The organism is Corynebacterium sp. NML130628 (assembly GCF_001875665.1).
Taxonomy (GTDB): domain Bacteria; phylum Actinomycetota; class Actinomycetes; order Mycobacteriales; family Mycobacteriaceae; genus Corynebacterium.
The window spans coordinates 14910-41625 of sequence record NZ_MLAL01000021.1; the positions used below are offsets into that span (position 1 = coordinate 14910).

Sequence of the window (26716 nt, forward strand, 5' to 3'; positions counted from 1 at the left end):
CACCGCAGGTTAGCCAAGGTCATCAACCTCAAAGGAGGGGTGAACTTCGGACGGAGTGCCCAAGATTTCCTCCACAATATCTTCAAACTCGGTACCCCATCCCGCACGGTCCGTGCGCGCCAGGCCGGCGAGCTCCACGTGGGTGCCGGTGGCCGTCGGGGTCAGGCGGATCCACAGGCGGCGGCGCTTAATGGTCAGCGAGCCCGCCAGCGCAGCCAGCATGATCACGGAGGTGGCCAGCATCCAGCCCTGGGTCGGGTCGTGGGAGATCTGGTAGTTCGCGTACTCGGCGGCGCCATCGAAGCGCACGCGGATGCCACCCTCAAGGGTGGTTTCCTCTCCCGGCACCAGGTTGACCCGCTCCACCTTCTGCAGGCGGCCCTCCGCGATCAGGTTCTGGTCCAGCACGAAAATGTTCTGCGGGCGGCCGGTGTCCAGGCCGGCATCGCCGACGTAAATATCCACCGCCATCGCCGGGTCCTGCATCGCGGGGAACGCGGACTGCAGCATGTCGCCGTTGACGCCGGTCCACTGGGCGGTCGGCGCGAAGTTGCCCTCGATGGCGATCTGGTGTTCGCGGCGCTCGGTGAGGTCCGGGTACATGCCTGCCGGCGGGTCGAAACGCATCACTCCGGCGGACAGGAAGTTCTGCACGTCCGTGGGCCGAAACTGCAACATCTGGGTGCGTGATTCCCCGTTCGGCCAGGTGATGGTCACCTGCGGGGCAAACCCGTGGCCCTGCAGGTAGACGCGGTTGCCGTCCACGCGCAGCGGGTGGTTGACCTGCAGCGTGAAGTCCTCCCACTGCTCACGCGGGGCGCTCACGTCCGCGGTGTAGGCCACGTCCGACCAGAACCCGTTCGCCTGCCCGGTGCTGAGGTATTCGGCACGGAAGTTCTTCGACTCGATGCAGAACGGGTGCAGGCCGGTGCCGTCGAAGAGCGGGCCGGCGCGGAAAACGTCGAAGTTCGCGGGCGACGTATTACAGAACTGGCGCGGCTGTTCCACCGGCACCGCGTACTGCGACTCGGACTCGGTCACCATGATGACCTGGCCCTCGTAGAACACCATGCGGCCCGCCGCGAACGCCACAATCATGCCGACCAGCCCGATGTGGAACAGCAGGTTCATCAGCTCGCGGGAGTAACCGCGCTCCGCAGAGATGGAGAACGCCCCGGCGCGGTCCTCCTCCGGCTGGTAGGTGGCCACGTGCCACCTGCGCAGCACCGCGCGCGCTTTCGCCTCCAGCTCGTCCTTCGGCGTATCGACGTCCCCCTCCGCATGCAGCGGCATCCTGGACAAGTACTTCGGTGCCCTGGTCGGCGTGGTCCGGTATGCACGCCAGTGGTCAATCGAGCGCGGGATGATGCACCCGACCAGCGAGACCATCAGCAACGTGACGATGGCGACGAACCAGGTGGAATCGAAGACGTCGAAAAGCTGGAGCTTGTCGTAGATCGGCCCCATGGTTGGGTTGGCGCGCAGGTAGTCGTCCACCAACGTCGCGGAGACCGTCCGCTGTGGCAGCAGCGCGCCCGGGATGGAGGCGAGCGAAAGCAAAAACAGGAGCAGCAGCGCGGTGCGCATACTGGTCAGCCAGTGCCACGACCTGCGTAGCCACGTCCATGCAGTGCTCATTTAAATCACCGTTGCTCCATATCCAAATACGAGCTGGCGCGTCCAGCCGATAAACACGTTCCAGGCCCCCGTGAGCAGCAGCAGGCCGACGACGACCATCGCTACTCCGCCGATCACCTGGATGGTGCGAGAGTGCTTGCGCAGCACCTCGATACTACGCACCGCCTTCGCCGAGCCGAGCGCCACCAGCAGGAACGGCAGCCCCAGCCCGAGGCAGTACGCGATGACCAGCAGCACGCCGCGCGCCGCGGTCATGCCCGCCGTGCCCACGGAGACGGAGACGATCGCGGCGAGCGTCGGCCCCAGGCACGGCGTCCACCCGAGCGCGAACACCCCGCCGAGCAACGGCGCTCCCAGCAGCGTGGTCCACTTCTTCGGGTGGAGCCGCGTATCGTTTTGCAGCGCCGGCACCCAACCGGCGAACACCAGGCCCATCACAATCGTGACCACGCCGCCCGCACGCATAAGGGTTTCAGCGTTGAGCGCCACCGCGCTCACCGCGCCGAAGACGGTCACGGTGGCCAGCAGGAACACCACGGTAAACCCAAGAATAAACAAGCCCGCCGCGCCCGCGACGGCCCAGCGGCGCCGCGTCACCGACACGCCGCGTTCGTCCACGTTGAGCTCCCCGCCCACGATGCCCGTCAGGTACGACATATAGCCGGGCACCAGCGGCACCACGCACGGCGAGGCAAAGGACGCCAACCCGGCCAGTGCCGCCGCCAGCATCCCCAGCAGCAGCGGCCCCTGGGAAACCAGCTCCGATAACGCCTCCCCCACTTAGGCCCCCGCCTCCTGGTGCAGCGTATTCGCCAGGTCAATGATCTCCTGCGCGGTGACCTCCCGCAGGAACACCGCCGCAGGGCGGTGCTGGGTGTCCAGCACGATAGTTGTCGGGATCACGGAGCTGGGCACCCCGCCCAAGAACGCGGCGGTCTTAAACGGCGGGTCGTACAGGGAGGGGTAGGTCACCCCGTTGTCCTTCATGAAGTCGCGCGCAATGTCCGCGTTGTGGTCCCGCACGTTAATACCGAGCACGGTGCCGAAACCTTCGATGGACTCCTGGACCTCCTGGAGGTCGTCAACCTCCGCGCGGCACGGCGCGCACCACTGGCCCCACGCGTTGAGCACCACGACCTCACCATCGAAGTCGCTGAGCGAAATCTCGGTGCCCGGCTCCATGAGGGACTCGCCGGAAAAGTCCTGCAGCGGCTTGCGCTCCTCCTGCGGGTAGAACAGTTCCACCTGCCCGCCCGGCGAGTGGAACGCGAAGGACCCGCCTTCGTCGCCGGCGCTCGAGCACCCGCTCAGCAGCACGGCTGCGGCAACGAATGGGACAAGGCTGCGGCGCACGGTCATAGGGTCCTTCCAGGTTAGATCGCAGATGCGGGAGTTGAGTAGGACCAGTCAACAACAACGTCGTCGTCGAACACAAGTGACGTCACGCTGGCCAGCTCGCAGCGACGGCTCGCGTGCGCAAACGGCTTGCCTTGCACGTAGCGCTGCACCGTCACAATCGGCAGCTGGTGGCTCACCATGACCGCCTCGTGCCCCTCGGCGCGCTGGCGGGCGTCCTCAATCGCGACATCCATGCGGGCGAAAATGTCCTCGTAGGACTCGCCCCAGCTTGGCTCCCACGGCTTGAGCATGTGGCGCCACCGCACCGGGTTCCACAGCTGGGAACGCCACCCCTTGGTGCGCAGCCCCTCAAACGTGTTCCCGGCCTCCAGAATCTCCTCCCGGGTATCGATCTCCAGCCCGGTGACCTCCGCGATGGGCTGCGCCGTTTCCTGGGCGCGCAGCAGCGGGCTGGCGGCCAGGTAGGTGACGTCGCGGCCGTCGAAAAACTTTGAGGTCGCAGCGGCCATCGAGTAGCCGCGGGAGCTCAGATGGTAGCCCGGCAGGCGCCCGTAGAGGATCTTCTTCGGGTTGAATACTTCACCGTGGCGCACCAGGTGGACAACAGTTCGCGTCATTTACTGGCCCTCCGGCGTCGCGGCCGCTGCAGCCTTCGCCGCCGGGACAAGCGCGGCCTCAATCGTGGCGAAGTCGTCGTCCGTCAGCGCGGTGGACACGAACCAGGTTTCGAAAGCGCTCGGGGAGGCGTACACCCCGTGGTCGAGCAGCGCGTGGAAGAACGGGGCGTAGCGGAACGTGTCCGCCGCTTTCATCTCGTCAAAGTTGGTGCCTTCGCCTTCCGCGAACCGCACCGACAGCATCGTCGACGCGCGCTGGATGTGGTGCGCCACGCCCTCGCGCGTCAACGCCGAGCTGACAAGGTCCGCCAACCTGTCCGCGTTCTTGTGCAGTACGGGGTAAATATCCTCGCTGGCCAGACGCAGTGACGCCATGCCGGCCGCCATCGCCACCGGGTTCCCGGACAGGGTTCCCGCCTGGTACACCGGCCCATTCGGCGCCAGTTTCTCCATTACTTCTCGACGCCCACCAAAGGCCGCCGCCGGCAACCCACCAGAGATCACCTTGCCGAACGTCGTCAGGTCACCCGCGACGCCGTCCACCCCGTACCAGCCGGAGTACGAGGTACGGAAGCCCGTCATCACCTCATCCAAGATGAGCAGAGCACCGTTAGCGTGGCAGACCTCCTTCAGCTTCGCGTTGAAGTTATCCTGCGGCGCCACCGTGCCCATGTTGCCGGCGGCAGCCTCAGCGATCACGGCAGCGATCTGGCCTTCGTTCTCCGCGAACGCGCGCTTGACCGCCTCAATATCGTTGTAAGGCACCACAATCGTGTCCGCCGCCTGCGCGCCCGTCACGCCCGGCGAGTCCGGCAACGAGAACGTCGCAATCCCCGAACCCGCCGACGCCAGCAACGCATCAACGTGGCCGTGGTAGCAGCCATCAAACTTGATGATCTTCGGCCGCTGCGTGTACCCACGCGCCAGGCGCACCGCCGACATCGTCGCCTCAGTACCCGAGTTGACCATGCGCACCTCCTCCACAGCGGTCCGCTTCGTGATCATCTCCGCGATCTCCACCTCAGCCTCAGTCGGAGCACCGAAACTCAACCCGTTGACCAGCGCCTTTTCCACAGCCTCGAGGATTTCTGGGTGGGCGTTACCGTGGATCATCGGACCCCAGGAATCCACCAGGTCGACGTAGGAGTTGCCGTCGACATCTACAAGCGTGCTGCCGAACGCCTTCTCAATGAAGCGCGTCTGACCACCAACAGAGCCGAACGCGCGCACCGGCGAGTTCACACCGCCCGGCGTGAGCTGCTGAGCGCGCGTAAACAACGCAGCGGAACGGGAAGTATTTTCTGAAGTCACATTCGTCTTCGTCATAGTTGCCTATCCTAGGCGATATGAAGACCGCGTTTTTAGGCCTCGGCCGTATGGGTACCGAATTAGCACTCAAGCTTGTCAGTGACCACGACCTTGTGGTCTGGAACCGCACCGCAGCGAAAACCGCCCCGCTCTTCGAACGTGGCGCCACCGCCGCCGACACCCCCTCGGAAGCCGTCGAAGGCGCAGAAATGGTCATCACCTCCCTCTTTGGCCCCGATACGGTCCGCGAAATCGTCATCGAACCAGGCCTCATCCCCGACGGCGTCACCTGGGCCGACGCCACCGAAAAGGACGCCCGCCTCATGCTCGCCACCGCCGAGGCCGCCGACAAGGAGCTGCCGGCCGTGGCAGCCGCGGTTGCTTCCCTGCAGGAACAGCAGAAGAAGGGCCACGGGGACGAGGACTTCTCCTCCGTGGTGGTGTACCGCTAGGTTTTGGGTGCCTCCCTCGGGTTGCTCGGGTTGCTTGACACCAAATTCCTGAATTTAGGAAGGCCGGGTTGGAAAAACCCAGGTCGCGCGGGTGTCATGATGGAATTTGGTGTCTGAGCTGCACACGATGACACCAAATTCCCCCGCGCACAATCTACGACCTGGGGAAACGCCCCGGCGCTCTCCCAAAATCAAGGGATTTGGTGCGGGCATCCGCTTAGGCTTTCTTCGCCTGCTTCCGGAACGCGCCGAACATGATCACCACGATCAGCCCGATGGCGATCCAGTTGGCCACCTTCGCGTACTGCTCCAGCACGTACACCACGGGCTCCCCGATCCACCAACCGAGGGCGAAATATCCCAGTGACCACAGGGTTTTCGAGATGAAGTCCAGCACCATGAACTTCCACAGGGGCATCTCCGCCATGCCCATCAGGACGAACACCACGAAGGCGATCGGCAGTGGGATGGGCACGTAGGCGAGGAAGATACCGAGCCAGCCGAGTTTGAGGGCCCATGCTTCCACGCGCGCGATGTTGCGGGCGCTGCGTTTGGAGTTCTGGGCCTGCACGTCGAGGATACCGCGCCCCCAGAGTTTGCCGGCCCACCAGTAGATCCAGTCGAACTTGATGGCCATCAGCGTGCCGATGAGCAGGTAGCCCAGCCAGTGCTGCACCTCACCAACGGCGGCGAGCGCGCCTGTCGACGCCGCACCAATCCGAGAACCCGTAATGGCCAGCATGATAGGCGGGTACAGGCCGAGGAGCCACGCACGAAGCGGGATCATTGCGAGGCCGAAGAGGCCTACAAAGCCGAACCAGCCAAGGCACCAGTAGTCGGCCTTGGTTGGTTTACTGTTCCAGGGCATGCCTGGTTGTTCCCACCATTCTGGTTCGGGCTGAGTGTGCTCCTCGCTTTGCATAAGCAGAGAGTGTACCTAGCTAAAACATATTGAGAATTCCCGGGTTGATGGCTACCACGATTCCGACGATGGCCAGCAGCCCGAGCACCACGCCGGCGATGATGCCGCCGGTGGACAAGCCGTCTTTCTCCGGGGCAGTGTCCTGCGCCATGACCTGCGGGGCGACCAACATGGCTGCTGAGCAGGTAGCAACGAGCATGAGTCCGAACTGCTTCTTCATACCGGCAAACTACCAGCCATTTTGAGCGAACCTCCCACAAAAACCACAGGGTTCGTCTAGTGTTTTGCCCATGAAAACACCATTGACGCGCACGCAGCGCCTCGACAGGCTCCCGGTGACCCCGAAGCACAAGAAGCTCCTCGTCGGGTCAGGCGTGGGGTGGGCGCTTGACGCTATGGATGTCGGCCTGGTCTCCTTCGTCATCGCGGCGCTGGCAGTGCACTGGGATCTGGAGAAAACCACCACGAGCTGGATCGCGTCGGTGGGCTTCATCGGGATGGCGGTCGGCGCCTCCCTTGGCGGCTTGCTCGCGGACAAGATCGGGCGCCGCCAGGTCTTCGCCCTCACCCTCCTGCTGTACGGGGTGGCCACGGGCGCCTCGGCGCTGGTCGGGTCGGTCGCCGTCCTGCTCATCTTCCGCTTCCTGACCGGCCTGGGCCTCGGCGCGGAGCTACCTGTCGCGTCGACGCTGGTCAGCGAGTTCGCGCCGTTGAAGGTGCGCGGGAGGATGGTGGTCTGGCTGGAGGCGTTCTGGGCGGCTGGTTGGATTCTGGCGGCGGTCATCGGCACGTTCGTTGTCGCCGAGGGCGAAAACGGCTGGCGGTGGGGGCTGGCGCTCGGCGCCGTGCCCGCCCTCTACGCGCTGTATGTGCGCATGGGGCTGCCTGAATCGGTCCGCTTCCTGGAGTCGCGCGGGCGCGACGAAGAGGCAGAGGCAGTGGTCCGCAGCTTCGAGGAGCAAGTCCCGCCAGAACTACTTCTCGACGCCCCCATCACCACCAACGCTGACCCCAATGCCAGCGCCGAGGGAGGCTCCCACATTTGGGGCACCGAACTGCGGTCACGCACCGCTGCGTTCTGGACCGTCTGGTTCTGCGTCTCCCTGGCCTACTACGGCGCCTTCACCTGGATCCCCTCCCTCCTTGTCGACCAAGGCTTCAGCCTCGTGCGCTCCTTCAGCTTCACGCTGATCATCACGCTGGCCCAGCTGCCCGGCTACTCCCTGGCGGGCTGGCTCATCGAGGTCTGGGGGCGCCGCACGACCCTTGCCGTCTTCCTGGCCGGGTCGGCCATGTCGGCGGGGCTGTACGGGTTCGCCACCGCGCCCTGGCAGATCATCGCCGCCGGCTGCTTGCTTTCATTGTTCAACCTGGGCGCCTGGGGCGCGCTCTACGCCATCGGCCCCGAGCTCTACCCCACCCAGATCCGCGCCACCGGCACCGGCGCCGCGGCCGCCTTCGGGCGCGTCGGCTCCATCCTGGCGCCGCTCATCGTGCCGCCGGTCTTGGCCTTCGGCGGCCAGACCGGCGTGTTCGCGGTGTTTGCGGTGGCGTTCACCGTGGCAGCCGCGGCTGCGTTCGTCCTGCCTGAGCAGAAAGGGAAAACCCTAGGCTAAGCGATGGTGACACCAAATTCCGTCGGCGAGAGTCGGCGACCTGGGCCTTTCCAGATCAGCCTGACCGAAAAGCGGGAATTTGGTGCGCATCGCCCTTGGACAGGCACCAAATTCCTTCACGCAGCACCAACGACCTGGGGAAACGCCACGTCACCGTCCCAAAAAGCGGGAATTTGGTGCGCGATTCCGACTAGAGGAGGCCCTGCGCCGCGGCGCGCGCGTTGCCGATCACGGCCGGGACCCCGACCCCGGCGACCCAGGCGCCGGTCACGCCAACACCGTCGACGCCGGCGAGCGCCTCCTGGACCTTGGCCACGGTGGCGAGGTGGGTGGCGTCGTAACGTGGTAGGCCGCCGAGCCAGCGCTGCACGAAGATCTCCTCGACGCCGGCGGCGCGGCCGTCGAAACCGGTGATGGTCTGCAGATCGTCGAGGGCCCAATCCACCAGGTCGTCCTCGCTGGCGGTCAGGGCGATGTTGTCGCCGTAGCGGCCGAAGCTGGCGCGCACAAGCGCACCGCCGCGCTCAGCGAGGTGCGGCCACTTGCGCGACGAAAGCGTGAACGCCTTGGCGTGCACGTCTTTCGCATCCGTGCTGACGAGCACGCCGGAGTTCTCCGGCAGGCCTTCGTCGGTGGCGAAGCGCAGCCCCACCACGGCGGAGTTGGCCAGTTCGACGGAGCGAAGCGCCTCGGAGGCCTCGGGGGCGATGTCGCGAAGTAGGAGCGCGGTCGTCGGAGCCGGGGTTGCGAGCAGTACGCGGTCGTAGACGGTGTCCTCGCCCCCCTTGATGCGGAACCCCTCGCCCTCGCGGGCGATGGACGGGATGAAGGCGTCGACGTAGATGTTGGCGCCGGACTGCTCCGCGAGCGCCTCGTAGAGTTGCTGGTAGCCCTCCCGGAACGACGCAAAAATCGGCGCCGGCTTCGATGGCTTCGAGGCACCAGCAGCACCAGAGGCGCCAGCAGCAGCCATGGCCTTCTTCCGGGCCGCCTCCAGGTTGGCTACCGCGGTGGACAGGTGCACCGGTCCGTCGGCGGCTAGGCGGTCGAACTCCGCGGCGAGCTGCGGCACGGTGGCGCGCACACCCAGGTCGTCGGCGGTGCAGGAGTACACCCCGCCAAGCAGGGAGGAAACGATGTTGTCCACGACGTCATCGCCGTAGCGCTCGCGGACCAGGGCGCCGACGCTCATGTCGCCGCCGATGGTCCACTCAAAGCCCTCGCGCTCCGCCTCGGTGTCGATGCGCCGCGCGGTCTCTTCGCTGACCAGGTGCGCAACCGGCTCAGAGGTGGAAGGGATCCCCATCATGCCGCCTGCCGGCATGGCGCGGGTCTCGCCATCGACGTAGAGCAGGGAACGCATCCCCGATGGGGACACCAGCGAGTCCTGCAGGCCCAGTTCCTCGACGAGCTGCTTCGCTTCCGGGCGGCGCGCAATGAAGGCCTCCGCCCCCATATCGGTGGGGCCGCCGTCGAACGCAACGGTGTACAGCTTGCCGCCGATGCGGTCGTTGCCTTCGTAAACGTCGACGGTGTGGCCGGAGTTGCGCAGCTCAAACGCTGCTGTCAGCCCGGCGAGCCCGGCACCGACAATGGCGATATTCAATGGGGATCTCCTTAATTTATGCTTCGTGGATCATTGCGACGGCGTCGGTGATGGCGCCGACGTCGGTGGTAGGCAAGACGCCGTGCCCGAGGTTGAAGATGTGGCCTGTGGCAGTGCCGGCGTCGATAGCTCGGGCGGCCTCAGCCTTGATGCGGCGAACTTCGTCCTCCACCACGGCGGGGCCGGCGAAGAGCATCGCCGGGTCGAGATTGCCCTGCAGCACTTTCGGCGCGACAAAGCGCTTCGCGGCGACGTCGAGCGGCACGCGCCAATCGACGCCCATCACCTCGGAGCCAGCCTCGGACATCGCGCCGAGCAGCTCACCCGTGGCCACACCGAAGTGGATGCGCGGGATCACGCCCTCGACTTCCTTCAGAATCTCGACGGAGTACGGCAGGACGTGCTCACGGTAGTCGGCCTCTGTGAGGAAGCCCGCCCAGGAGTCGAACAGCTGCATCGCGTCGATGCCGGCGTCGACCTGCGTGCGCAGGAACGCACTGACAGTGGGCACGAGGCGGCGCATCAGGGCGTGCCACGTGTCCGGGTCGCCGTGCATCATGGCCTTCGTCTTCTCATGGTTCTTGCTCGGCCCGCCCTCGATGAGGTAGCTGGCCAGCGTAAACGGCGCACCAACAAAGCCGATCAGGGCTTGGGTGTCGGTGAGCTCGTCGAGAATAATCTCGATGCCCTTGGTCACTTCCTCGACGTTGTGGTCCAGCAACGGCAAATTATCGACGTCCTCTTTCGTCGTAATCGCCTTCTCCATCACAGGACCGCGGCCCGGCACGATTTCGACGCCGATGCCTGCCGCCTTCAGCGGCACAACGATGTCGGAAAAGAGGATCGCCGCGTCCATGTCGTGGCGGCGCACAGGCTGCATCGTGATCTCGGCGAGGAGCTCCGGCATGAAGCAGGAATCCAACATGGAGATACCCTCGCGGGCCTTGCGGTATTCCGGCAACGACCGCCCAGCCTGGCGCATGAACCACACCGGGGTGCGGGAGGGCGTACGGCCGTTGGCAGCCTCAATGAGCGGGGCAGAAGAAAGGTCGCGTCTGGTCATAGTCTCCCACCCTACCGCCGTTGCGGTTTAGGTGGGAAAATGATTCGCCCGAGACGAGTGCACCTCAATCACAAGCGAGCTCCCCAACATGAGCAGCGTGGCCCCCACCGGCGGCAGCACGCCGATTGCGGCGAGCACGACCGCGGTGGAGTTGTACGCCCAGGCAAAGATCATGTTGTAGTCGATGATGTGGCACACGCGGCGCGCGTGCGCGATGAGCTGCGGGACGGCGGAGACATCGTCGCGGATCAGCACGGCGTTGCAGGCGCGCGCGATGGTGGAGGACTGGGCGTCGATAATCTCGTCAGTGGCGTAGAGCAGGCCGACGTCCGCAACCTTGATCGTGGGCAACGCGGTGGCGTCGCCGACCATGGCGACCGTGGCCCCCTTCGTGTGGATGGCGCGCACCGCCCCCGGCTTGTCCGGCGCAGTGATGCCAGCGAGCACGTTGGACATGCCCAAGAAGTCCGCGAAGCGGCGTGCCACCGGGTAGGTGTCGCGGGTGAGCATCACCGTCTCGACGCCCATCTGCTCCAGACGGTCGATGGCCTCGTGGGCGTCGTCCTTCGCGGGGTCGTAGAGGGTGATCACGCCGCGGTCCTTGCCGCGCCACCGCACCACCACGGGGGTACCGCCGGCGGTGGCGGCCATCGCGAGGCGGCCGTGCAGCTGGGACAGGTTCGTGGGGCGCCACAGGCAGGCGTCGAAAGACTCGGTACGGTCCTCGTCGTCGTCGCCGTACGTCAGGGTGAGGCGTCCGCGGAACTCGCCGCCGGGCGTGATTTCCTCGTTTGTCATCTCAATCCACGACGGCACATCGGCGCTCTTCGTGCGCCCGTCGCGCGCCTCACGCGCCGCCTTCACCATCGCGCGTGCCGACGGATGGTTCGACTCCACCGACAACGCACCTGCCACCCGCAGCACCATCTCCGGGCTTTCGCCGCGCTCGGCGGTGACGGTCTCCACCGTCATCTGCGGCTTGACCAGGGTGCCCACCCGGTTGAACACCGCCGTGTCCGTCGAGTCCAACGTGCGGAACGTTTCGCCGTCGCGGATCAGGATGCCGTTGCGCACCGCCGACTCGATGCCAAGGCGGATCGCCAACGACGGCGAAATCGCCAGCGCCACCGGCGCCACCACCACCAGGATGGCCAACGCCGTAGAGAAGCCCGCGTTGTAGTTACCGGTTAGCAGCACCCACAGCCCGAAATCCAGAATGGCCAGCGCGTACGCTGCCGGGATGAGCATGCCCGCCGCGCGCGTGGACATCAAGGTGGCCTCGTTCTGGTGCCGCAGCACCGCGTCCAACCAGCGCTCCACCGCGCCCAGGCGGGTGGTGTGGCCGACGCGCTCCACGCGCATCTTGACCTTACCGCTCCGCAGCACCGACCCAGCGCGCACCGTTGATCCGACTTTGACTTCGGAGGGCTCGCGGGCGTCGATAATCTGTGGGTTGAGCACGCCGGAGCCACCGACGACCTCGCCGTCGGCCGGGATGATGTCGCCGGCGTTGACGTAGACGTCGTCCCCCTTGTTCAGCTCGACTGCCGGGAAGTCTTCCTCCGTCACGTTGCCCGCCCGCGAGCGGCGCACCACCTTGTACACCGCGTCCGGATCAGGGTTGCGGGCCTTCAGGTCCTGTATGAGGCGAGGCCGCGCGCGCATGGTGAAGTAGCGCCCCACCAACAGCAACGTGGTCACCGCGCAGGAGACCTCGAAGAAGATCTCAACGTCGTGGCTCATCTTGTGCGGTACCCAGCCACTACTGGTAGTCCAGCCGATCTGCCCCGCAGACGTCAGCACCACCGCGACCAGCGACCACAGCCAAGCGGCCAAAATCGCAATCGAGCTCGCACCGTCCAGCGCTGAGATCCCGCGGCGCACACCACCGAGCATCGCACGGTGGAACGGGAACGCGCACCACAGCACCACCGGCGTGGACAGCGCCAACGAGCACCACTGCCAACCCGGGAACTGGAACTGCGGCACGTACGCCATCAGGATCACAGGGATACTCAGCACGAGGGCGGTCCACATGCGAAGCGGCGTGACTAAGTCGCGGGCAGTAAACAGCACGTCCTGGCCACGCATCATGCCGCGGCGCCTGCGGGCCGTGCGCACGAAGCCGCTCGCGCGCGCCGAACGCAAAGAGCGCTGCTCGTGTTCCTTCATCCGACGCATCCGGCCGGACATGCCACGCGTGCCACGCCGCGGCAGAGTGTGATCCACCACCGAGTGCCCCTGGGCGCGGCGGCGCAGCGTCGAATCGGAAAGCTGCACCTCCACACCGAAGCGCTGCATCACCTCGGCAATCGTGTGCGGGGCCGTGGTGTCCGGCGCGGTCACCCACGCCATCTTCGTCGGGTACACCAGGTGCGCCTGCACGCCCGGCAGTTCCTCCAGGGCTGCCTCGATGTCACGCAGCTGCGCGCCATCCTCCAGACCCTCGAGCTCGAACGCGTAGGAAGCGTGGGGACGCAGCGGGTTGCCGTTACCGTCCTCGGGGTTGCGCGAGTCCGGGTCGAAGCCGGCGTCCTTGGCCGCGAGGCGGGCGTCGTCAATTGAGCGCGTCACATTATCAGCCATGCGCCGTTACTCCACTTCTTCCTTACTGTTGCTGCTGCTCAGCCGGACGCAGATAGTCCTGCGATTCCTTCCGGGAAGCATAGAACAGGCCAAGCAGACCCGCCACACCGACCACGATCTGGGCCGCGCCATCAACGGCAAACAGCGCGACCGGCACTTTTGTCGCAGCGGGCGTCATCAAGAACAGGGTGAGCATACGCAGCGCGAAGAACACCGAGAACACCTGCAGTACCCGGGTTGCGTTCAAAATCCACTTCCCGCGGCGCTGCACCGAGCGCAGCGCCAGGAAAAACACCACGATGATGCCCAACTGCAGCAACGCCATCATCACTATCGTGGCGTACATACTCGCCTGCATCATGTTGTCAGGGATCACCTCCGGCTGGTTCTTCGCGGCCTGCTTCGCCGCCTCACGCAGCGCAGCCGGGTCCAGCGCTGTCACCACCACGGAGAGGATCTGGTGCAGCAGCTCCCCAAGGATCATCACTGCCCACGCACCGAGGAGGTAGCGCACCGTCTCGGGGTGCCTGGTGGGCCCAGTGGGCCTGGTGGGCGGCTCATCCTTCCGGTGCTTCGTCGGGGCCGGGGCCTGCGACACGGGAGGTGTGTTAGCCATGAAGCTCCTTCAGCGCACGCGCGCCTTCGATTGCGTAGTACGTCAAAATCTGGTCCGCACCGGCACGCTTGATGGAGATCAGCGACTCCATCATGGTCGCCTCGAAGTCGATCCAGCCGTTTTGGCCAGCGGCGACCATCATCGCGTACTCGCCCGAAACCTGGTATGCCGCCACCGGTACCGGGGACATGTCCGCCACGCGGGCCAGCACGTCCAGGTACGGCAGGGCAGGCTTGACCATGACAAAGTCGGCGCCTTCCTCAATGTCGAGCTCGGTCTCGAGCAGGGACTCGCGCACGTTCGCCGGGTCCTGCTGGTAGGTGCGGCGGTCGCCCTTCAGAGAGGAACCGACCGCATCGCGGAACGGCCCGAAGAACTTCGATGCGTACTTCGCCGAGTACGCCATGATCGCCACGTCCTGGTAGCCCTCGGCGTCGAGCGCCTCACGGATCACGCCGATCTGCCCGTCCATCATCCCCGACGGGCTCACGATGTGCGCGCCCGCAGCGGCCTGCGCCAGCGCCATGTCACGGTAGAGGTCCAAGGTCGCATCGTTGTCCACCACTTGGTTGCCATACTTATCGACGCCCACTACGCCACAGTGCCCGTGGTCCGTGAACTCATCCAGGCAGGTGTCGGCCATAATCAGCAGGTCGTCGCCGAACTCCTCGCGCAGCGCGCGCACCTTCCGGTTCAGGATGCCCTCCGGGTCCCACGCGACGGAACCCGTGGCGTCCTTATCCTCGTCGAGCGGCACGCCGAAGAGGTCCACGCAGCGGATACCTTCCTCGAGCGCCTCGTGGCAGATCGCCTTCAGCGAGTCCGTGGTGTGCTGGTACACCCCCGGCATGGAGGCAATCTCGCGGCGTTCGGTGATGCCATCAGCCACGAACAACGGCAAAATAAAATCGGCCGGAGCCAGTCGCGTCTCCGCGGTGAGCTGCCGAATCGCAGGATTCTGGCGGAGGCGACGTGGGCGGCGTGGAAGATGATATGTAGTCATGTGCTACATCATAACGCCGGTTTCCGACGCGCCCTCCGCTTCCTCCGCGGTGGCGGCAGCTCCCCTGCTGCCCGCAGGGCAGCGACGTGCTCGGCGAGCGCGTCCACCAACGACGGCACGTCCGCGACCTCTGGTACGACGTCGACACGCAGCCCCTGCTTCCGTGCCTCCTCAGCCGCCATCGGGCCGATGCACGCAATGATCGTGCGTTGGTGTGGCTTACCGGCGATACCAACGAGGTTGCGCACCGTCGAGCCCGACGTGAAGCAGACCGCGTCAAAACCGCCGGTCTTGATCATGTCGCGCACCTCGGGGGCAGGCGGGGCCGCGCGCACCGTGCGGTACGCCACGACGTCCTCGACGTCCCAGCCCTTCCCAATCAGGCCGTCGACCAACACATGCGTACCGATGTCCGCCCGCGGCAACAACACCCGAGAGACCGGGTCGATGTCCTCCACGTACTCGGGGAACACCTCCACCAAGCCAGCGGCGTTCTGCTTCGTGCGGTGCGGCAATAGCTCCGGACTCATCCCCAGCGCCCGCAGCGCCTCCGCCGTCTTGCGGCCAACGGCTGCCAAGTGCACACCCGCGAACGCGCGGGCGTCCAGGCCGAGCTGCTCGAACTTTTGCCACACCGCGTGCACCGCGTTCGTCGAGGTAAACACCACCCACTGGTAGCGCCCCTCCACGATGCCCTTGATCGCGCGGTCCATCTGCGCCGGGTTGCGCGGCGGCTCCAGGGAAATCGTCGGCACCGACTGCGGAATCGCCCCGTACGACGCCAGGCGACTGCTCATCGCCTCCGCCTGCGCCTTCGCGCGAGGCACCAACACACGCCACCCGTACAGGGGGCGGTTTTCCCACCACGAAAACTTCGAACGATCATCATTCACGGTACCGAGCGTCACCACCAAAGAACCAGGCAGATCTGCCGAAACCGAGTCAGTGTTTGCCAGGGACTCCAGGGTCTCTAGGGTCACATCCACCGTGCGCTGCAGGCGCGTCGTCCCGTTCGCCGTGACGCTGCACGCCAACTCGCCCGGGAACCCGCGCTGCATCAACTGCGACGCCACCTCCGGCAGCTGCTCGCGCACCGCCTGCAACACCAACGGCTGCGGCGCCTGCGACAACTGATCCCAGTCCACCGGCCCGTTCGCCAGATCTGCTTCCGTATATGTTGAACCAAGCGCAATCCCGGCAAAGGAGGGCACCGTCGACGGCAGCGACATCCCCGGCACAATCTGGAACTCCAGGCCGGCGGCCGCCACGGCGGCGATCTCCTCCCGCACCGCATCGCGCGTCAGCGGGTTCCCGCTGACCAGACGGATCACATCCCCATCACCGTCATCCCCCTTGCGGATCACCTCGGCCGCAGCTTGCAGCGCCGAACGCAACCGCGTAACAATATCGTCCGTGCCAAGCGGCACCTCTTCAATCTCGGCCGCGGTCGGATCCGCAGGCCGCGGCGGGCGACGCCGCGCCCCCGACGCCTTCGCCTCCGCACACATCGCCTCATATTGCGCCTCAGCAGCGTCAATCTTCTCTTGCGGCACCGCACACGCTGCGGCAAGAACGTTTCGGACACCCTCACGAACATCCGGTTCCACCAAGGCGATAGAATTGTTTGCCATCACCTGGCGGGCACGGATCGTCAGCAGATCGGGGTTCCCCGGTCCGGCACCGACGAAGATCACCTTCCCCGGCTGGGGAGTGACTGAGGGCAGTGTCATCAAACTGGTCTTTTCTGGTCTTATTGAAGGCGTAAAGAAGTGTCCCGGCGTATAACGGGCACAAAAGGACCCCTATACACCGAGACGAATGGGCGTATGGTAGTTACACCTTAATTTGCATACGCCGTGTTTCAAAACCTGTCGCAAACCAGCCGGACAAAGCCTGACACGTTACTGCATAATTTCTGCCGCTCCGCGGCCAATGAGCGCCTGCGCAAGCTGCGTACCCAGCTCACGAGCATCCGTGCCGGACGCCTCCTCTACCAGCTGTTTCGAACCATCCACCGCGAATACCCCCGCCCGCAACGTCATCGTGCCGTCCGCAATCGTCGCGTGCGCCGCAACCGGGGCCGTGCAACCCGCTTCCAGGGTTGCCAACACCTGACGCTCCGCCGCCGCGCACGCAAAAGAATCCGCGTCTAGCAGCTTATCTAGGCCCTCGCGCAGCTGAGTGTCGTCGACGCGACACTCCACCGCCAGCGCGCCCTGCGCCGGGGCCGGCATGAACACCTCAGCGTCGAAGACCTGGGTGGCGCGGTCCGCGAACCCGCCACGGATCAAGCCCGCGTACGCCAGGACGATCGCGTCCATCTCGCCGCTTTCCACCCGGCCCATGCGCGTCTCAATGTTGCCGCGCAGCGGAAGGATCTCCAGGTCAGGGCGCAGCGCGCGCAACTGCGAAATACGACGCGGCGCCGATGTGCCCACCTTCGCACCCTCCGGCAACGTGTCCAGCGTCAGACCGTCGCGGGCGATGAGCGCCTCACGGTGGTCCTCGCGCTCAGGAACGATCAGGTACGTGCGGGGCTCTGGGGCCGTCGGCAAGTCCTTGAAGGAGTGCACGGCGACGTCCACCTCGCCGTCGAAGAGGGCGTCGCGAAGCGCCGACGTGAACACACCCACGCCGATGCGCTCCACCGGCGCGTGGGAAACATCCCCAGCCGTCGTCACAATATGCAGCTCAGACGGGTAACCGTGCGCAATCAGCGCGTCCCGCATATGCCCCGCCTGCGTCGTGGCCAAGTGCGAACCCCGCGTACCAATTTTCAGCATTTGATCTATGACTCCTTCAACTTCAACTCGTCAGGGCTCGGCAACCGGTCCATCGTGGCAGCGGCGGACACCGGACGCACCCCAAACAGCTCCTCAACAGCGGTCTCCAGATTAACCAAATCCGAACGCGCCGCCAGCTCCTTCATCTTCACCGTCGGCGTATGCAGCAGCTTATCCACCACACGCTTCACCGAACGGGCAACCTGCTCAAAATCCTGCTCGTCCATGTCAGGCAGGCGCTTGCGCAACCGCGCCAGCTCATCCTGCGAAATCTCCGCCCCAACCCGACGCAGCTGCGCCACCGCCGGCCCCACATCACGCATCCGCTGCTCGGAACTAAACGCCTGCACCTCCTCGGCCACAATCGCCTCCGCAGCCTGCAGCGCCTTCGAATCCTCCGAATCCGCGTGGTGCAGCTGCTCGTGCAAGTACTCAATGTTGATCAGGTGCACGCCCTCGTGCTCCAGCACCGAATTGTCAATATCGCGCGGCAACGACAAATCAATCAGCATCGTCGGCCCCGAAATGTCCTCGCCCGAAATGGTAAACCCGTCCGAGGCCGTCGCCGACACCGTAATATCCACACGCCCCAACGCGCCCGCGCGCGCGTTGAAGTCCACGACCTCCGCAGTCACCCCGGCCTCCCGGGCGTGCTCCGCCAACCGCTCCGCACGCGAGCGAGTGCGGTTCGCAATAATCAACTTATCGACGCCCCTCTTACCCAAATGCGTCGCCGCCAACGAGCTCATCGCACCAGCCCCCAACACCAACGCAGTCTGGCCCTCCAGCGTCTCAACCCCCATCGTCTCCATCGCCGTATCCAACGCGAAGGTCACCATCGAGCCACCAGCATCATCAATCGCGGTTTCCGTATGCACACGCTTGCCCGTATGCAACGCCGTCTGCGCCAACGAGTGCAACGCCGGGCCAACCGTGCCCTGCTCCGCCGCCTGCGTATAGGCAGCACGCACTTGGCCAATGATCTGCTGCTCCCCCACCACCATGGAATCAAGGCCGGAGGCGACCGTCAATAAGTGCTCCGCAGCCGCATCGGAGTAGCGCACATACAAGTAACCGCGCAGCTCCGCCTCGCTCACACCGGAAACCTCAGACAACACCGCCAACACATCCTGCACACCCGCATGGAACGCGTTAGCAACCGTGTACACCTCAAGCCGGTTACACGTCGAAATGATCATCGCCTCAGACAACGACGGGCGCTCCACCAGCGTCGACGCCGCCGAATGCTGCACCGCATCATCCATGCTCAAACGTTCCAACAACGCAACGGGCGCCGAGCGGTGCGACATCCCTACAACGAGAACACTCACTCAATCCCTCCAGTCAGCCGTGAATCAAACCAAAGGATAGCGCGTCACTCTGACAGTGCCTCGGCCAGGTCGGCGTTATCCACTTCCCAGCACGCAAACTCTTCCCCGTCAATCACCACAACCGGGACGCGATCCCCGAACTCTGCGTTCAGCGACGGAGAGGCGTCGACATCTACAAGCGTCAATTGCGCGCCGCGCTGCTCGACAACCGGGGCGATCTGCGCAGCCACCCGCTCACACGACCCGCAGGTCGCGCGCACCATCAGTTCAACCTGTTTCATCTGTCCGCCAATCTTGTTTACGATACAAACTATCACGTCTGCCACATGGTGAAAGGCTCGCTGGCAATGTCCGACCACAAAGAATTCCTGGCCCAATGGTCACTCTCCCACGGCAACCTTCGCCGCTTCCTCGAAGAAGTCGCCCTCCCGCCTCTCGACGCCGAATCCCAACGCACCGCCGGTAACGCCGCCGCAGCCGCCGCCATCGAGGAAACCTTCGGCATCAGCATCGAAGAGTTCGCCACCGGCGTCGACTCCGTCGGCGGCGCGTTCAAAACCGCCGGGCGAGAAAAAATCACCCAGCCCGACCCCGACGTCCCCCAAGACACCGAAGCCGCCGCGTTCTTCGACATCGACAACACCCTGATCCAGGGCTCCTCCCTCATCCTGCTCGCCAAAGGCCTGGCCAAGCAACGCTTCATCACCCTCCGCGAGCTCCTACCCGCACTGACCAAGCAAATCCGCTACCGCGTCTCCGGCTCCGAAAGCGCCAAAGACATCGCCAAAGGCCGCGAACAAGCCCTCCAGGTAGTCAAAGGGAAAAGCGTCGCCGAGCTGAAAGACCTGTGCTCCGAAATCGTCGACCGCCAAATGCTCGACAAAACCTACCAATCAACTATCGACGCCGCGTCCCGCCACATCGCCCAAGGCCAGCAAGTCTGGCTGGTCTCCGCCACCCCAGTCCAAATCGGCCAAGAGCTTGCCGGACGGCTCGGATTCACCGGGGCCCTCGGCACCGTCGCCGAAGAGGAAGGCGGCAAGTTCACCGGCCGCCTCGTTGGCGACATCCTGCACGGCCCCGGCAAGCAGCACGCCGTCGCAGCCCTCGCCGCCATCCAAAAGCTCGACCTGGAGAAGTGCACCGCCTACTCCGACAGCATCAACGACCTGCCGATGCTCTCCATGGTCGGCAACCCCGTCGCCATCAACCCGGACCGCTCGCTGCGCCGCTATGCAACCGGCCAAGGCTGGACCATCGAGGACTACCGCTCCCTGCGCCGCTACATGCTGCCAGCCCTCGGCGTCGTGGCTGGCGGCGCGGCCGTTGCTGGTGCGGTGGCTGGCGTGATGGCGCTGCGTCGCCGGTAGTTTTGGGCTGCTGCCCCGCGCTGTGCACCAAATTCCCGTTTTTCTGGATCTGGTTTTGCGTTTTCCCAGGTCGCAGATTGCCGACGATGGAATTTGGTGTCACCCCATCCTCTATGGACACCAAATTCCCGTTTTTGGGGAGGGCGCCAAGGCGTTTCCCCAGGTCACCGAATCTGCGGGAAGGAATTTGGTGCGGGCATAACCGCTCAAGCCATTCCGAACGCAGCACACCATGGCGGGCACATGCCGCCGACCACGCCATTGGCGAGATCTTCACCACCATCCTGCGCTGACACAGCGGGCAGATGCGCGGCGCGTCGTAGGGGCGGGTGAGGTCGAGGGGCCCTCGCAAAAAGTTCCCGAGCCGGGGAACCATTTTGGGTCTGAGGTCGGCTCCCGTCGACCAACGCTCCCGTTTCCTCTGGTGGCGACGCATGTCCACGAAAAAAGTTCCAGAGCCCACCGAAAACCGGGGAACTTTTCCGGAAGAGCAAGAGGTGCGAGGAGCACATGAAAAAACGCCCGCTCCAACCATGTGGTGCGGGCGCTGCAAAGGCCTACTTGCCAAGTTTACGACGCTGAACACGCGTGCGGCGAAGCATCTTGCGGTGCTTCTTCTTGGACATACGCTTGCGGCGCTTCTTAATCACTGAACCCATAAGGTTTCCTCGTTTCTTCGTAGTACGTTCTTGACGTGCCGGCATCCACCCGGGGTACACGCAATGGGTGTAAGCATACAACCAAGGTGTTTGGCACTCAAAAAGGTTCGGGCAAGGTGAGTGCTGTTTATCCGACGTCGTACACGGAGGACTCGAGGTACTCACTGACCGCCGTTTCGTTGACGCGGAACGAGCGGCCGACGCGCACTGCAGGCAGTTCGCCCGAGTGCAACAGGCGGTAGACCGTCATCTTCGAGACGCGCATGATCTCGGCGACTTCAGCAACGGTTAAGAACTTGCCTTTATCTTCATTTGCCATTAATTCATAAACCCTTCAGCACGGTCGCGCTGCAGGCTTCCCCTCCTGCAGGACGAAACACGCACGTGCTCCAAACAACCTTATCGTGAACCCTGGGCCTAATGCGACTCATGTGCCGATAATTTTTCAAAGTGCCAGAAGAAACACCCCGTATCTGGTGTGAAAGTGGTGACTGCTGTGGCTCAATCGGCCCAGTCGGCTCAGTAAGCTTCGGAGCGGGTTGCGCAGGCGTCGGTGGCTCGGTAGATCGCGGCGCGCAGGCCGGACTCCTCGAGCTCCCGGATCGCGGCGACGGTGGTGCCACCCGGCGAGGAAACGGCGGCGCGCAGGCCGACGGGGTCGGGGTGCTGGTCCAAGAGCGCTCCGGCGCCGGCACAGGTTTGGGTGGCCAGTTCCGTGGCAAGGTCCCGGGGCAGTCCGAGGGCGACGCCGGCGTCGATAAGTGCTTCGGTGAGCAGGAAGTAGTAGGCGGGCCCCGAGCCCGAGAGTGCCGTGACGGCGTGCATTGCCTTTTCCGGCACGGCGACAACGCGGCCCGCGGACGTCAAGAGCTTTTCGACGGCCTCCCGCTGCTCATCTTCCACGTAGCGGCCGGCGGACACGGCGAGTACTCCCTTGCCCACGAGCATTGGGGTGTTGGGCATCACGCGCATGATCGGGGTGCCTGCGGACGAGATGGCTTCTTCCATGTCGGCGATGTCGACTCCGGCGGCCATCGAGACGAGTACGGTGGGCACCGAGTTACTTGCGACGGTCTCCGCGATCTCCCCGATCACGTCGATGACCTGGTTGGGTTTGACGCACAGGAAGACGACTTCCGCGTCGGCAACAGCCTCGATGTTATCCGTCGTGGCCTGGACGGCGTAGCGCTCAGCAAGCGCCGCCACGCGCTCCTCCGAGCGACAGGTGGCGATGAGGTGGTGCGGTTCGACCTTTGAGGCGATCAGGCCTTGCAGCAGGGCCTCGCCGATGTTGCCAGCGCCGATGATTGCGATTTTTTCCATGCACCACACACTAGCGCCACGGGAGCGCTGTGGTGGAAAACGCCCTTAGAGCAGGGCCGGGCCGAACGCCATGACCAGGGCAGCGACGCCCGCAAGCGTCATGGTCAGGCCGTCTCGGCCGGTGTGCATCGCACGCACACCAGCGACGATGCCCACAACGGCGGCGGCGCCCAGGATGGCTGCCAGTGCAGTTGCCAAGTTCGCCCAGATCCAGCTGAATAACATGAATCCGAGCACGCCCAGGACCACGCCGATGAACACAAGGAGCACCAACATGATGGGGTTGACGGCGCCGTCGTCGGCTTCAGACTCCACCTTTTCGACGTCCACATCCTCTACATGGTCGTCGTCGAAGAGGTCAAGGCTGTCTTCCTCGGCTGGCTGAACCTTCGTGCGCTGCACTGGCTCCTTGGTGTCCTCCACGACGCGGATCTGCGTCGTTTCGTCCTCGGAGGGGCTAGCGTTCGCGGCAGGCGCGGGTGGGTCAAGCGGCTTCTCAGCAGCTACCGGCTTCGCTGGCGCTGGTTCGGCTGGTTTGGGTTCGGCTGGTGCGTCGAGTGGCACGCTGGAGTGCTTCGCTTCGGCCGGGCGGGCGTCGACAGCCTTGAAGGAGCCAGTCAGCTCCGCGACCGAGACGCCGCCTTCCTCCAAGCTGCGGCGTCGGCGGGGACGCTTGCCCACGTCCGGGTTGGTTTTCTGGGCCCGGGCGAGGAGCTCCGCAACCGTCAGCTGCTTGTCCTCAGACATCAGTCGTTGTCTCCTTCGTCATCTCCTACGTCATGCCCTTGGTCGATCCAACGGAGGATCACGCCTTCTCGTAGCGCCCATGGACAGATCTCTAACTTATCAAGCTTAAGCGCTCGCATGGCAGCCTCTGCAACCAGGGCACCCGCAACGATCTGGTGGGAGCGGTCGGCGCTGATGCCTTCGAGCTCCGCGCGGTCGGCTGCGGTCATGCGGGAAATGAACGCGATGAGCTGGCGCAGGCCCGGCGCGGTCAGGGTTCGTTTCACGAAAGGCCCAGCTGAGGAGGGTGCGGCGCCGGTCAGGCGCGCGAGCGACCGGAACGTCTTCGAGGTGCCGACGGCCAGCCCCGCCTCCCCCAGCGCGTGGAATTCGCGGGCGGGCCCGGCGAGTTCGGCGTCGATGTAGTCGCGCAGCAGGTTGATCTTTTTGCGTTCCGGTGGGTCGGATTCGAACCATTCGTGGGTGAGTCGGCCGGCACCCAGGTCGAGGGAGACCGCCAAGTCGGGGCTTTCCTCGGTGCCGGTGGACATTTCCAGGGAACCGCCGCCGATGTCCAGGTTGGTGATGCGTCCGGCGGACCAGCCGTACCAGCGTCGCACCGCCAGGAACGTCAGCCGTGCTTCCTCCTCGCCGGAGAGCACTTCGAGCCGCACCCCGGTTTTCTTCTCGACCTTCTTCAGCACTTCCTCGGAGTTCGTGGCTGAGCGTACGGCGGACGTCGCAAAGGCGAGGAATTCTTCGCACTTCAGCTTGCTGCTTAAGCCGGCGGCTTCCCCCACGGCGTCGATAAGCTTGTCGACGCCCTTCGGCGCAATGTTGCCTTCATCGTCGAGGAGTTCGACGAGCCGGAGTGGCTGCTTCCAGTCACTCATCGGGGTGGGGCGGCCACCGCTGCGGGCATCGACCCCCACGAGATGCACCGTGTTACTGCCTACGTCTAATACACCTAATCGCACACCCTCAGCGTAGTGCGTCTACGGTGTGTGGGTGTGAATCAACCAGTTTTTCTCGGATTCCCCGCTGAATCCCCCGCCGGCCGCTCCATCCTCGCGGGCCGCGAAGTGCCCACCGACTTTCCCCGCGAATGGTTCGTATTCATGCACCCGGAGGACCCGCTGCACTACTTCAGCATTGACCTCACCTGGGTGGAATCCACCTGGTCCTGCCGGTTCGGCACCCCGCAGTGCCACGGTATCGACGAGGACTTCGCCGTCGTCGGCTGCTGCATCCACGGCGCGTACCTCTCCGACGAAACCGACCGCGATGACCTTTATAATGCAGTCGCCGAGATGCCGGCGAAGTACTGGCAGCTGCGCCCCCGCGACGTCGACTCCTACATCGCCGCCGCCGACCCCACCATCCTGGAGCCCTGGCTGGAGTGGGACGACACCGAGGAGGAGGACGACGGCCCGCACATCAAAACGCGCGTGGTGGACGGCGCCTGCATCTTCGCGAACCGCAACGGCGCCGAGACCGGCCCGGGGTGCTCCCTGCACCAGTGGGCCATGGCGGAGGGCCGCAACATCATCGGCTCCAAGCCCGAAGTGTGCTGGCAGGTCCCGTTTTCAAGGGAGGACTCCTGGGAGGAACGCGCCGACGGCCAGGAGATCCTGCGCACCACCATCGGCGAGTACGACCGGCGCCAGTGGGGTGGCGGCGGCGAAGACTTCGACTGGTGGTGCACCGACGCGCCCGCCTGCCACACCGGCGGCACACCCGTGTGGCAGTCGATGAAGCAGGAGCTACAGCAGCTCATCGGCGAGAAGCCCTACAAGGTCCTCGCCGCGCACTGCGCCGCCCGCGCAAAACTGCCCCGCGAGGCAAAAACCACGCACCCAGCCAGCGATCAGGCCTCGAACTTGTAGCCGAGGCCGCGCACCGTCACCAGCTGCTTCGGTTTCGACGGCTCCTCCTCGATCTTCGAGCGCAGCCTTTTTACGTGCACGTCCAGGGTCTTGGTGTCGCCGACGTAGTCCGCGCCCCAGATCATGTCGATGAGCTGGGCACGGGTGAGCACCCGGCCGGCGTTGCGCATCAGGTACTCCAGGAGGTCGAATTCCTTGAGCGGCATGCGGACTGGTTGGCCGTCGACAAGTACGCTGTGACGCTCGACGTCCATGGTGACGCGGCCGCCGATGAGCACATCGCCGCTCGGCTCGTCCTCTTCTTCCGCCGCCGACTCCGCGCCGCGGCGCAGCACCGCGCGGATGCGCGCGATGAGCTCGCGGGTGGAATATGGCTTGGTCACGTAATCGTCCGCGCCGAGCTCGAGGCCCACCACCTTATCGATCTCCGAATCGCGCGCCGTGACCATAATGATCGGCACCGACGAATTCGCACGCAGCTTCCGGCACACGTCCGTGCCGCTCATGCCCGGCAGCATCAGGTCAAGCAGGACAAGGTCCACCTCGTTGGACTCGAAGGCCTCAAGCGCCGCCGGCCCGTCAGCCGCCCACACTGTGGAAAAGCCCTCCTTTTCCAGCAGGTACGACAGCGGGTCCGCCAGGGACTCTTCATCTTCAACAATCAGGATTTTCGTAGACACGGTTAGGGGAACCCTCCTGCAAAGCTACATCGGCAACTCAAGCGTGAACGTCGACCCTGTCCCCGGGCGCGACCATACCCTGATAGTACCCCCGTGATTTTGCGCCACATGCTTTACGATGGCCAAACCCAACCCAGTGCCCCCAGTCGAGCGGGACCTCGCCTTATCGACGCGGTAAAAACGCTCAAACACGCGCTTCTGATCCTCCAACGCAATCCCGATCCCCCGGTCAGTGACACGCACAAGCGCCACCTTCTGCGTCCCGGACGCGCGCACCTGCTGCGTAATACTGACCGGCTGTCCATCCGGCGAATAGTTGATGGCGTTCGCGATCAGGTTGCTCACCGCGGACGTCAGCAGTGACTGGTCCCCCATCACGGTGATCCCGGTGGGCTCCCCGCGGATCAGGTCGATGTTGCGGCCCTCGGCGGTGACGTGGTTGCGGGTGATGGCGTCGTCAATTACATCGTCGAGGCGCACCGGCGCCATCTCCGGCAAAGCCTCCGCGCCCTGCAGCTTCGACAGCGAAATCAGGTCCGTGATCATGTCGCCCATCCGGTGCGCCTCCTTCAACACCTTCGTGCCAAAGTAGTCGACCATCTCCGGGTCGCCCGGGTCCTCCAGCAGCGCCTCCGCCAGCAGCGCCATCCCGCCGACGGGCGTCTTCAGCTCGTGCGACACATTCGCCACGAAGTCGCGCCGCGCGTGCTCCATCCGCACATTCTCGGACTCGTCCGTGCCATAGGCGATCACGTAGGTGTTTTCCGTCAGCGTCAACGGCTTCACCACCACGCGCACGTTCCGAATCCGGGAACCCGTCGCGCGAATCGGCAGATCGAGGTCAAGGACGTGCGTCTCCTGATCCTCAAACACCTCCTGGGCGGTCTCCCACACCTCAGACTGCACCGTGCGGTCGTACACCAGCGACATATCGTGGGCCCTCGCGTTCGAAAGCAACACCCTGCCATCCTGGTTCATCACCGCGATCCCCATCGGCGAGCCCTGCACCGCCAGCTGCAGTACCTCACTGATCGTGGCGGCCCGGCGGGAATCCGAACCGCCATCCACCCGGTTGCGTAAACGCCAACGCAGCGCCCGCCGCACCAACGGTGCAGCAAGCGCTGCGAGAACTACGCCCCCAATAAACGCCAGTAGCGGGGACAATGTGGCTA

At 64.8% G+C, this 26716-nt stretch carries 27 protein-coding genes; 4 read left to right on the top strand and 23 right to left on the bottom strand.

The window, feature by feature from the left end:
• Positions 1 to 9: 9 nt before the first annotated feature.
• From BJP07_RS06080 to hemL, 5 genes are read right to left on the bottom strand one after another with little or no spacing between them, the layout of a single operon-like run.
• Positions 10 to 1638 (bottom strand): cytochrome c biogenesis protein ResB, encoded by a 1629-nt coding sequence (locus tag BJP07_RS06080; RefSeq protein ID WP_071566617.1) that lies wholly within the window; start codon positions 1636 to 1638, stop codon positions 10 to 12.
• Positions 1639 to 2367, bottom strand: a complete 729-nt coding sequence (locus BJP07_RS11215; protein WP_177222532.1) for a cytochrome c biogenesis CcdA family protein — start codon at positions 2365 to 2367, stop codon at positions 1639 to 1641. It abuts the gene before it with no gap.
• A gap of 51 nt (positions 2368 to 2418) precedes the next feature.
• Positions 2419 to 2997 carry a TlpA disulfide reductase family protein gene (locus BJP07_RS11040; protein WP_071566619.1) on the bottom strand — a complete coding sequence of 193 codons (579 nt, stop codon included), beginning with the start codon at positions 2995 to 2997 and terminating at the stop codon, positions 2419 to 2421.
• A gap of 14 nt (positions 2998 to 3011) precedes the next feature.
• Positions 3012 to 3614 (bottom strand): histidine phosphatase family protein, encoded by a 603-nt coding sequence (locus tag BJP07_RS06095; protein WP_071566620.1) that lies wholly within the window; start codon positions 3612 to 3614, stop codon positions 3012 to 3014.
• Positions 3615 to 4940: a glutamate-1-semialdehyde 2,1-aminomutase gene (gene hemL, locus BJP07_RS06100; protein WP_071566621.1), complete on the bottom strand. Its 1326-nt coding sequence runs from the start codon at positions 4938 to 4940 to the stop codon at positions 3615 to 3617.
• A 20-nt stretch (positions 4941 to 4960) separates the two neighbouring features.
• On the opposite strand from hemL, the gene BJP07_RS06105 reads away from it, so the two are divergent.
• The gene (locus BJP07_RS06105) at positions 4961 to 5374 is read left to right on the top strand and encodes an NAD(P)-binding domain-containing protein (RefSeq protein ID WP_083584120.1); all 414 of its coding nucleotides are present in this window, start codon (positions 4961 to 4963) and stop codon (positions 5372 to 5374) included.
• Positions 5375 to 5591: 217 nt separating this feature from the next.
• On the opposite strand, the gene BJP07_RS06110 is transcribed toward BJP07_RS06105, so the two are convergent.
• Entirely contained in the window at positions 5592 to 6296 is a 705-nt protein-coding gene (locus BJP07_RS06110) for a DedA family protein (protein WP_071566623.1), read from the bottom strand.
• A 19-nt stretch (positions 6297 to 6315) separates the two neighbouring features.
• Positions 6316 to 6516 (bottom strand): hypothetical protein, encoded by a 201-nt coding sequence (locus BJP07_RS06115; protein WP_071566624.1) that lies wholly within the window; start codon positions 6514 to 6516, stop codon positions 6316 to 6318.
• A gap of 70 nt (positions 6517 to 6586) precedes the next feature.
• Here BJP07_RS06115 and BJP07_RS06120 point away from each other — a divergent pair, with 70 nt between their 5' ends.
• Positions 6587 to 7912: an MFS transporter gene (locus tag BJP07_RS06120; protein ID WP_071566625.1), complete on the top strand. Its 1326-nt coding sequence runs from the start codon at positions 6587 to 6589 to the stop codon at positions 7910 to 7912.
• Between the two features lie 190 nt (positions 7913 to 8102).
• On the opposite strand, the gene BJP07_RS06125 is transcribed toward BJP07_RS06120, so the two are convergent.
• The 9 genes from BJP07_RS06125 to BJP07_RS06165 all read right to left on the bottom strand — a co-directional run bounded on the left by BJP07_RS06125 (position 8103) and on the right by BJP07_RS06165 (position 19181).
• The gene (locus tag BJP07_RS06125) at positions 8103 to 9518 is read right to left on the bottom strand and encodes a protoporphyrinogen oxidase (protein WP_071566626.1); all 1416 of its coding nucleotides are present in this window, start codon (positions 9516 to 9518) and stop codon (positions 8103 to 8105) included.
• 16 nt (positions 9519 to 9534) lie between these two features.
• The gene (gene hemE / locus BJP07_RS06130) at positions 9535 to 10581 is read right to left on the bottom strand and encodes a uroporphyrinogen decarboxylase (RefSeq protein WP_071566627.1); all 1047 of its coding nucleotides are present in this window, start codon (positions 10579 to 10581) and stop codon (positions 9535 to 9537) included.
• Between the two features lie 27 nt (positions 10582 to 10608).
• Positions 10609 to 13167: a cation-translocating P-type ATPase gene (locus BJP07_RS06135; protein WP_071566628.1), complete on the bottom strand. Its 2559-nt coding sequence runs from the start codon at positions 13165 to 13167 to the stop codon at positions 10609 to 10611.
• Positions 13168 to 13189: 22 nt separating this feature from the next.
• Positions 13190 to 13783 (bottom strand): hypothetical protein, encoded by a 594-nt coding sequence (locus BJP07_RS06140; protein WP_143109688.1) that lies wholly within the window; start codon positions 13781 to 13783, stop codon positions 13190 to 13192.
• A complete protein-coding gene (gene hemB, locus BJP07_RS06145) occupies positions 13776 to 14786 on the bottom strand; it encodes a porphobilinogen synthase (protein ID WP_071566629.1) in 1011 nt (336 codons plus the stop codon). The genes BJP07_RS06140 and hemB overlap by 8 nt, the downstream gene beginning before the upstream one ends.
• An 8-nt stretch (positions 14787 to 14794) precedes the next feature.
• Entirely contained in the window at positions 14795 to 16516 is a 1722-nt protein-coding gene (locus tag BJP07_RS06150) for a uroporphyrinogen-III synthase (protein ID WP_071566630.1), read from the bottom strand.
• Between the two features lie 171 nt (positions 16517 to 16687).
• Positions 16688 to 17569 (bottom strand): hydroxymethylbilane synthase, encoded by an 882-nt coding sequence (hemC, locus tag BJP07_RS06155; protein ID WP_071566631.1) that lies wholly within the window; start codon positions 17567 to 17569, stop codon positions 16688 to 16690.
• Between the two features lie 5 nt (positions 17570 to 17574).
• Positions 17575 to 18900, bottom strand: coding sequence for a glutamyl-tRNA reductase (locus tag BJP07_RS06160; protein WP_071566632.1), 1326 nt, complete (start codon positions 18898 to 18900; stop codon positions 17575 to 17577).
• A 44-nt stretch (positions 18901 to 18944) separates the two neighbouring features.
• Entirely contained in the window at positions 18945 to 19181 is a 237-nt protein-coding gene (locus BJP07_RS06165; protein WP_071566633.1) for a glutaredoxin family protein, read from the bottom strand.
• Positions 19182 to 19226: 45 nt separating this feature from the next.
• Here BJP07_RS06165 and BJP07_RS06170 point away from each other — a divergent pair, with 45 nt between their 5' ends.
• The gene (locus BJP07_RS06170; RefSeq protein ID WP_083584122.1) at positions 19227 to 20270 is read left to right on the top strand and encodes an HAD-IB family hydrolase; all 1044 of its coding nucleotides are present in this window, start codon (positions 19227 to 19229) and stop codon (positions 20268 to 20270) included.
• Between the two features lie 557 nt (positions 20271 to 20827).
• Here the strand turns inward: BJP07_RS06170 and BJP07_RS06175 are convergent.
• The 5 genes from BJP07_RS06175 to BJP07_RS06195 form a co-directional block, all read right to left on the bottom strand.
• The gene (locus tag BJP07_RS06175; RefSeq protein ID WP_003855542.1) at positions 20828 to 20929 is read right to left on the bottom strand and encodes a 30S ribosomal protein bS22; all 102 of its coding nucleotides are present in this window, start codon (positions 20927 to 20929) and stop codon (positions 20828 to 20830) included.
• Positions 20930 to 21056: 127 nt separating this feature from the next.
• Complete coding sequence (locus tag BJP07_RS06180) at positions 21057 to 21248, bottom strand: helix-turn-helix domain-containing protein (protein ID WP_070363204.1); 192 nt, start codon at positions 21246 to 21248, stop codon at positions 21057 to 21059.
• Between the two features lie 200 nt (positions 21249 to 21448).
• Positions 21449 to 22252 carry a pyrroline-5-carboxylate reductase gene (gene proC / locus BJP07_RS06185; RefSeq protein WP_071566665.1) on the bottom strand — a complete coding sequence of 268 codons (804 nt, stop codon included), beginning with the start codon at positions 22250 to 22252 and terminating at the stop codon, positions 21449 to 21451.
• A gap of 45 nt (positions 22253 to 22297) precedes the next feature.
• Positions 22298 to 22999 (bottom strand): hypothetical protein, encoded by a 702-nt coding sequence (locus BJP07_RS06190; RefSeq protein WP_071566634.1) that lies wholly within the window; start codon positions 22997 to 22999, stop codon positions 22298 to 22300.
• Positions 22999 to 23955, bottom strand: a complete 957-nt coding sequence (locus BJP07_RS06195) for a Ppx/GppA phosphatase family protein (RefSeq protein ID WP_071566635.1) — start codon at positions 23953 to 23955, stop codon at positions 22999 to 23001. The genes BJP07_RS06190 and BJP07_RS06195 overlap by 1 nt, the downstream gene beginning before the upstream one ends.
• 33 nt (positions 23956 to 23988) lie before the next feature.
• Between BJP07_RS06195 and BJP07_RS06200 the strand changes: the two genes are divergently transcribed.
• Positions 23989 to 24864, top strand: coding sequence for a hypothetical protein (locus tag BJP07_RS06200; RefSeq protein ID WP_071566666.1), 876 nt, complete (start codon positions 23989 to 23991; stop codon positions 24862 to 24864).
• On the opposite strand, the gene BJP07_RS06205 is transcribed toward BJP07_RS06200, so the two are convergent.
• A complete protein-coding gene (locus BJP07_RS06205; protein ID WP_071566636.1) occupies positions 24846 to 25544 on the bottom strand; it encodes a response regulator transcription factor in 699 nt (232 codons plus the stop codon). The genes BJP07_RS06200 and BJP07_RS06205 overlap by 19 nt on opposite strands.
• A gap of 24 nt (positions 25545 to 25568) precedes the next feature.
• Positions 25569 to 26708 (bottom strand): cell wall metabolism sensor histidine kinase WalK, encoded by a 1140-nt coding sequence (locus BJP07_RS06210; protein ID WP_083584123.1) that lies wholly within the window; start codon positions 26706 to 26708, stop codon positions 25569 to 25571.
• Positions 26709 to 26716 lie beyond the last annotated feature (8 nt).

Excerpts from the sequence above, each read along its gene's own strand:
- BJP07_RS06080 (WP_071566617.1), bottom strand. The coding sequence starts at position 1,638 with ATGAGCACTGCATGGACGTGGCTACGCAGGTCGTGGCACTGGCTGACC.
- BJP07_RS11215 (WP_177222532.1), bottom strand. The coding sequence starts at position 2,367 with ATGCTGGCGGCGGCACTGGCCGGGTTGGCGTCCTTTGCCTCGCCGTGC.
- BJP07_RS11040 (WP_071566619.1), bottom strand. The coding sequence starts at position 2,997 with ATGACCGTGCGCCGCAGCCTTGTCCCATTCGTTGCCGCAGCCGTGCTG.
- BJP07_RS06095 (WP_071566620.1), bottom strand. The coding sequence starts at position 3,614 with ATGACGCGAACTGTTGTCCACCTGGTGCGCCACGGTGAAGTATTCAAC.
- hemL (WP_071566621.1), bottom strand. The coding sequence starts at position 4,940 with ATGACGAAGACGAATGTGACTTCAGAAAATACTTCCCGTTCCGCTGCG.
- BJP07_RS06105 (WP_083584120.1), top strand. The coding sequence starts at position 4,961 with ATGAAGACCGCGTTTTTAGGCCTCGGCCGTATGGGTACCGAATTAGCA.
- BJP07_RS06110 (WP_071566623.1), bottom strand. The coding sequence starts at position 6,296 with ATGCAAAGCGAGGAGCACACTCAGCCCGAACCAGAATGGTGGGAACAA.
- BJP07_RS06115 (WP_071566624.1), bottom strand. The coding sequence starts at position 6,516 with ATGAAGAAGCAGTTCGGACTCATGCTCGTTGCTACCTGCTCAGCAGCC.
- BJP07_RS06120 (WP_071566625.1), top strand. The coding sequence starts at position 6,587 with ATGAAAACACCATTGACGCGCACGCAGCGCCTCGACAGGCTCCCGGTG.
- hemE (WP_071566627.1), bottom strand. The coding sequence starts at position 10,581 with ATGACCAGACGCGACCTTTCTTCTGCCCCGCTCATTGAGGCTGCCAAC.
- BJP07_RS06135 (WP_071566628.1), bottom strand. The coding sequence starts at position 13,167 with ATGGCTGATAATGTGACGCGCTCAATTGACGACGCCCGCCTCGCGGCC.
- BJP07_RS06140 (WP_143109688.1), bottom strand. The coding sequence starts at position 13,783 with ATGGCTAACACACCTCCCGTGTCGCAGGCCCCGGCCCCGACGAAGCAC.
- hemB (WP_071566629.1), bottom strand. The coding sequence starts at position 14,786 with ATGACTACATATCATCTTCCACGCCGCCCACGTCGCCTCCGCCAGAAT.
- BJP07_RS06150 (WP_071566630.1), bottom strand. The coding sequence starts at position 16,516 with ATGACACTGCCCTCAGTCACTCCCCAGCCGGGGAAGGTGATCTTCGTC.
- hemC (WP_071566631.1), bottom strand. The coding sequence starts at position 17,569 with ATGCTGAAAATTGGTACGCGGGGTTCGCACTTGGCCACGACGCAGGCG.
- BJP07_RS06165 (WP_071566633.1), bottom strand. The coding sequence starts at position 19,181 with ATGAAACAGGTTGAACTGATGGTGCGCGCGACCTGCGGGTCGTGTGAG.
- BJP07_RS06170 (WP_083584122.1), top strand. The coding sequence starts at position 19,227 with ATGGTGAAAGGCTCGCTGGCAATGTCCGACCACAAAGAATTCCTGGCC.
- BJP07_RS06175 (WP_003855542.1), bottom strand. The coding sequence starts at position 20,929 with ATGGGTTCAGTGATTAAGAAGCGCCGCAAGCGTATGTCCAAGAAGAAG.
- BJP07_RS06180 (WP_070363204.1), bottom strand. The coding sequence starts at position 21,248 with ATGGCAAATGAAGATAAAGGCAAGTTCTTAACCGTTGCTGAAGTCGCC.
- proC (WP_071566665.1), bottom strand. The coding sequence starts at position 22,252 with ATGGAAAAAATCGCAATCATCGGCGCTGGCAACATCGGCGAGGCCCTG.
- BJP07_RS06190 (WP_071566634.1), bottom strand. The coding sequence starts at position 22,999 with ATGTCTGAGGACAAGCAGCTGACGGTTGCGGAGCTCCTCGCCCGGGCC.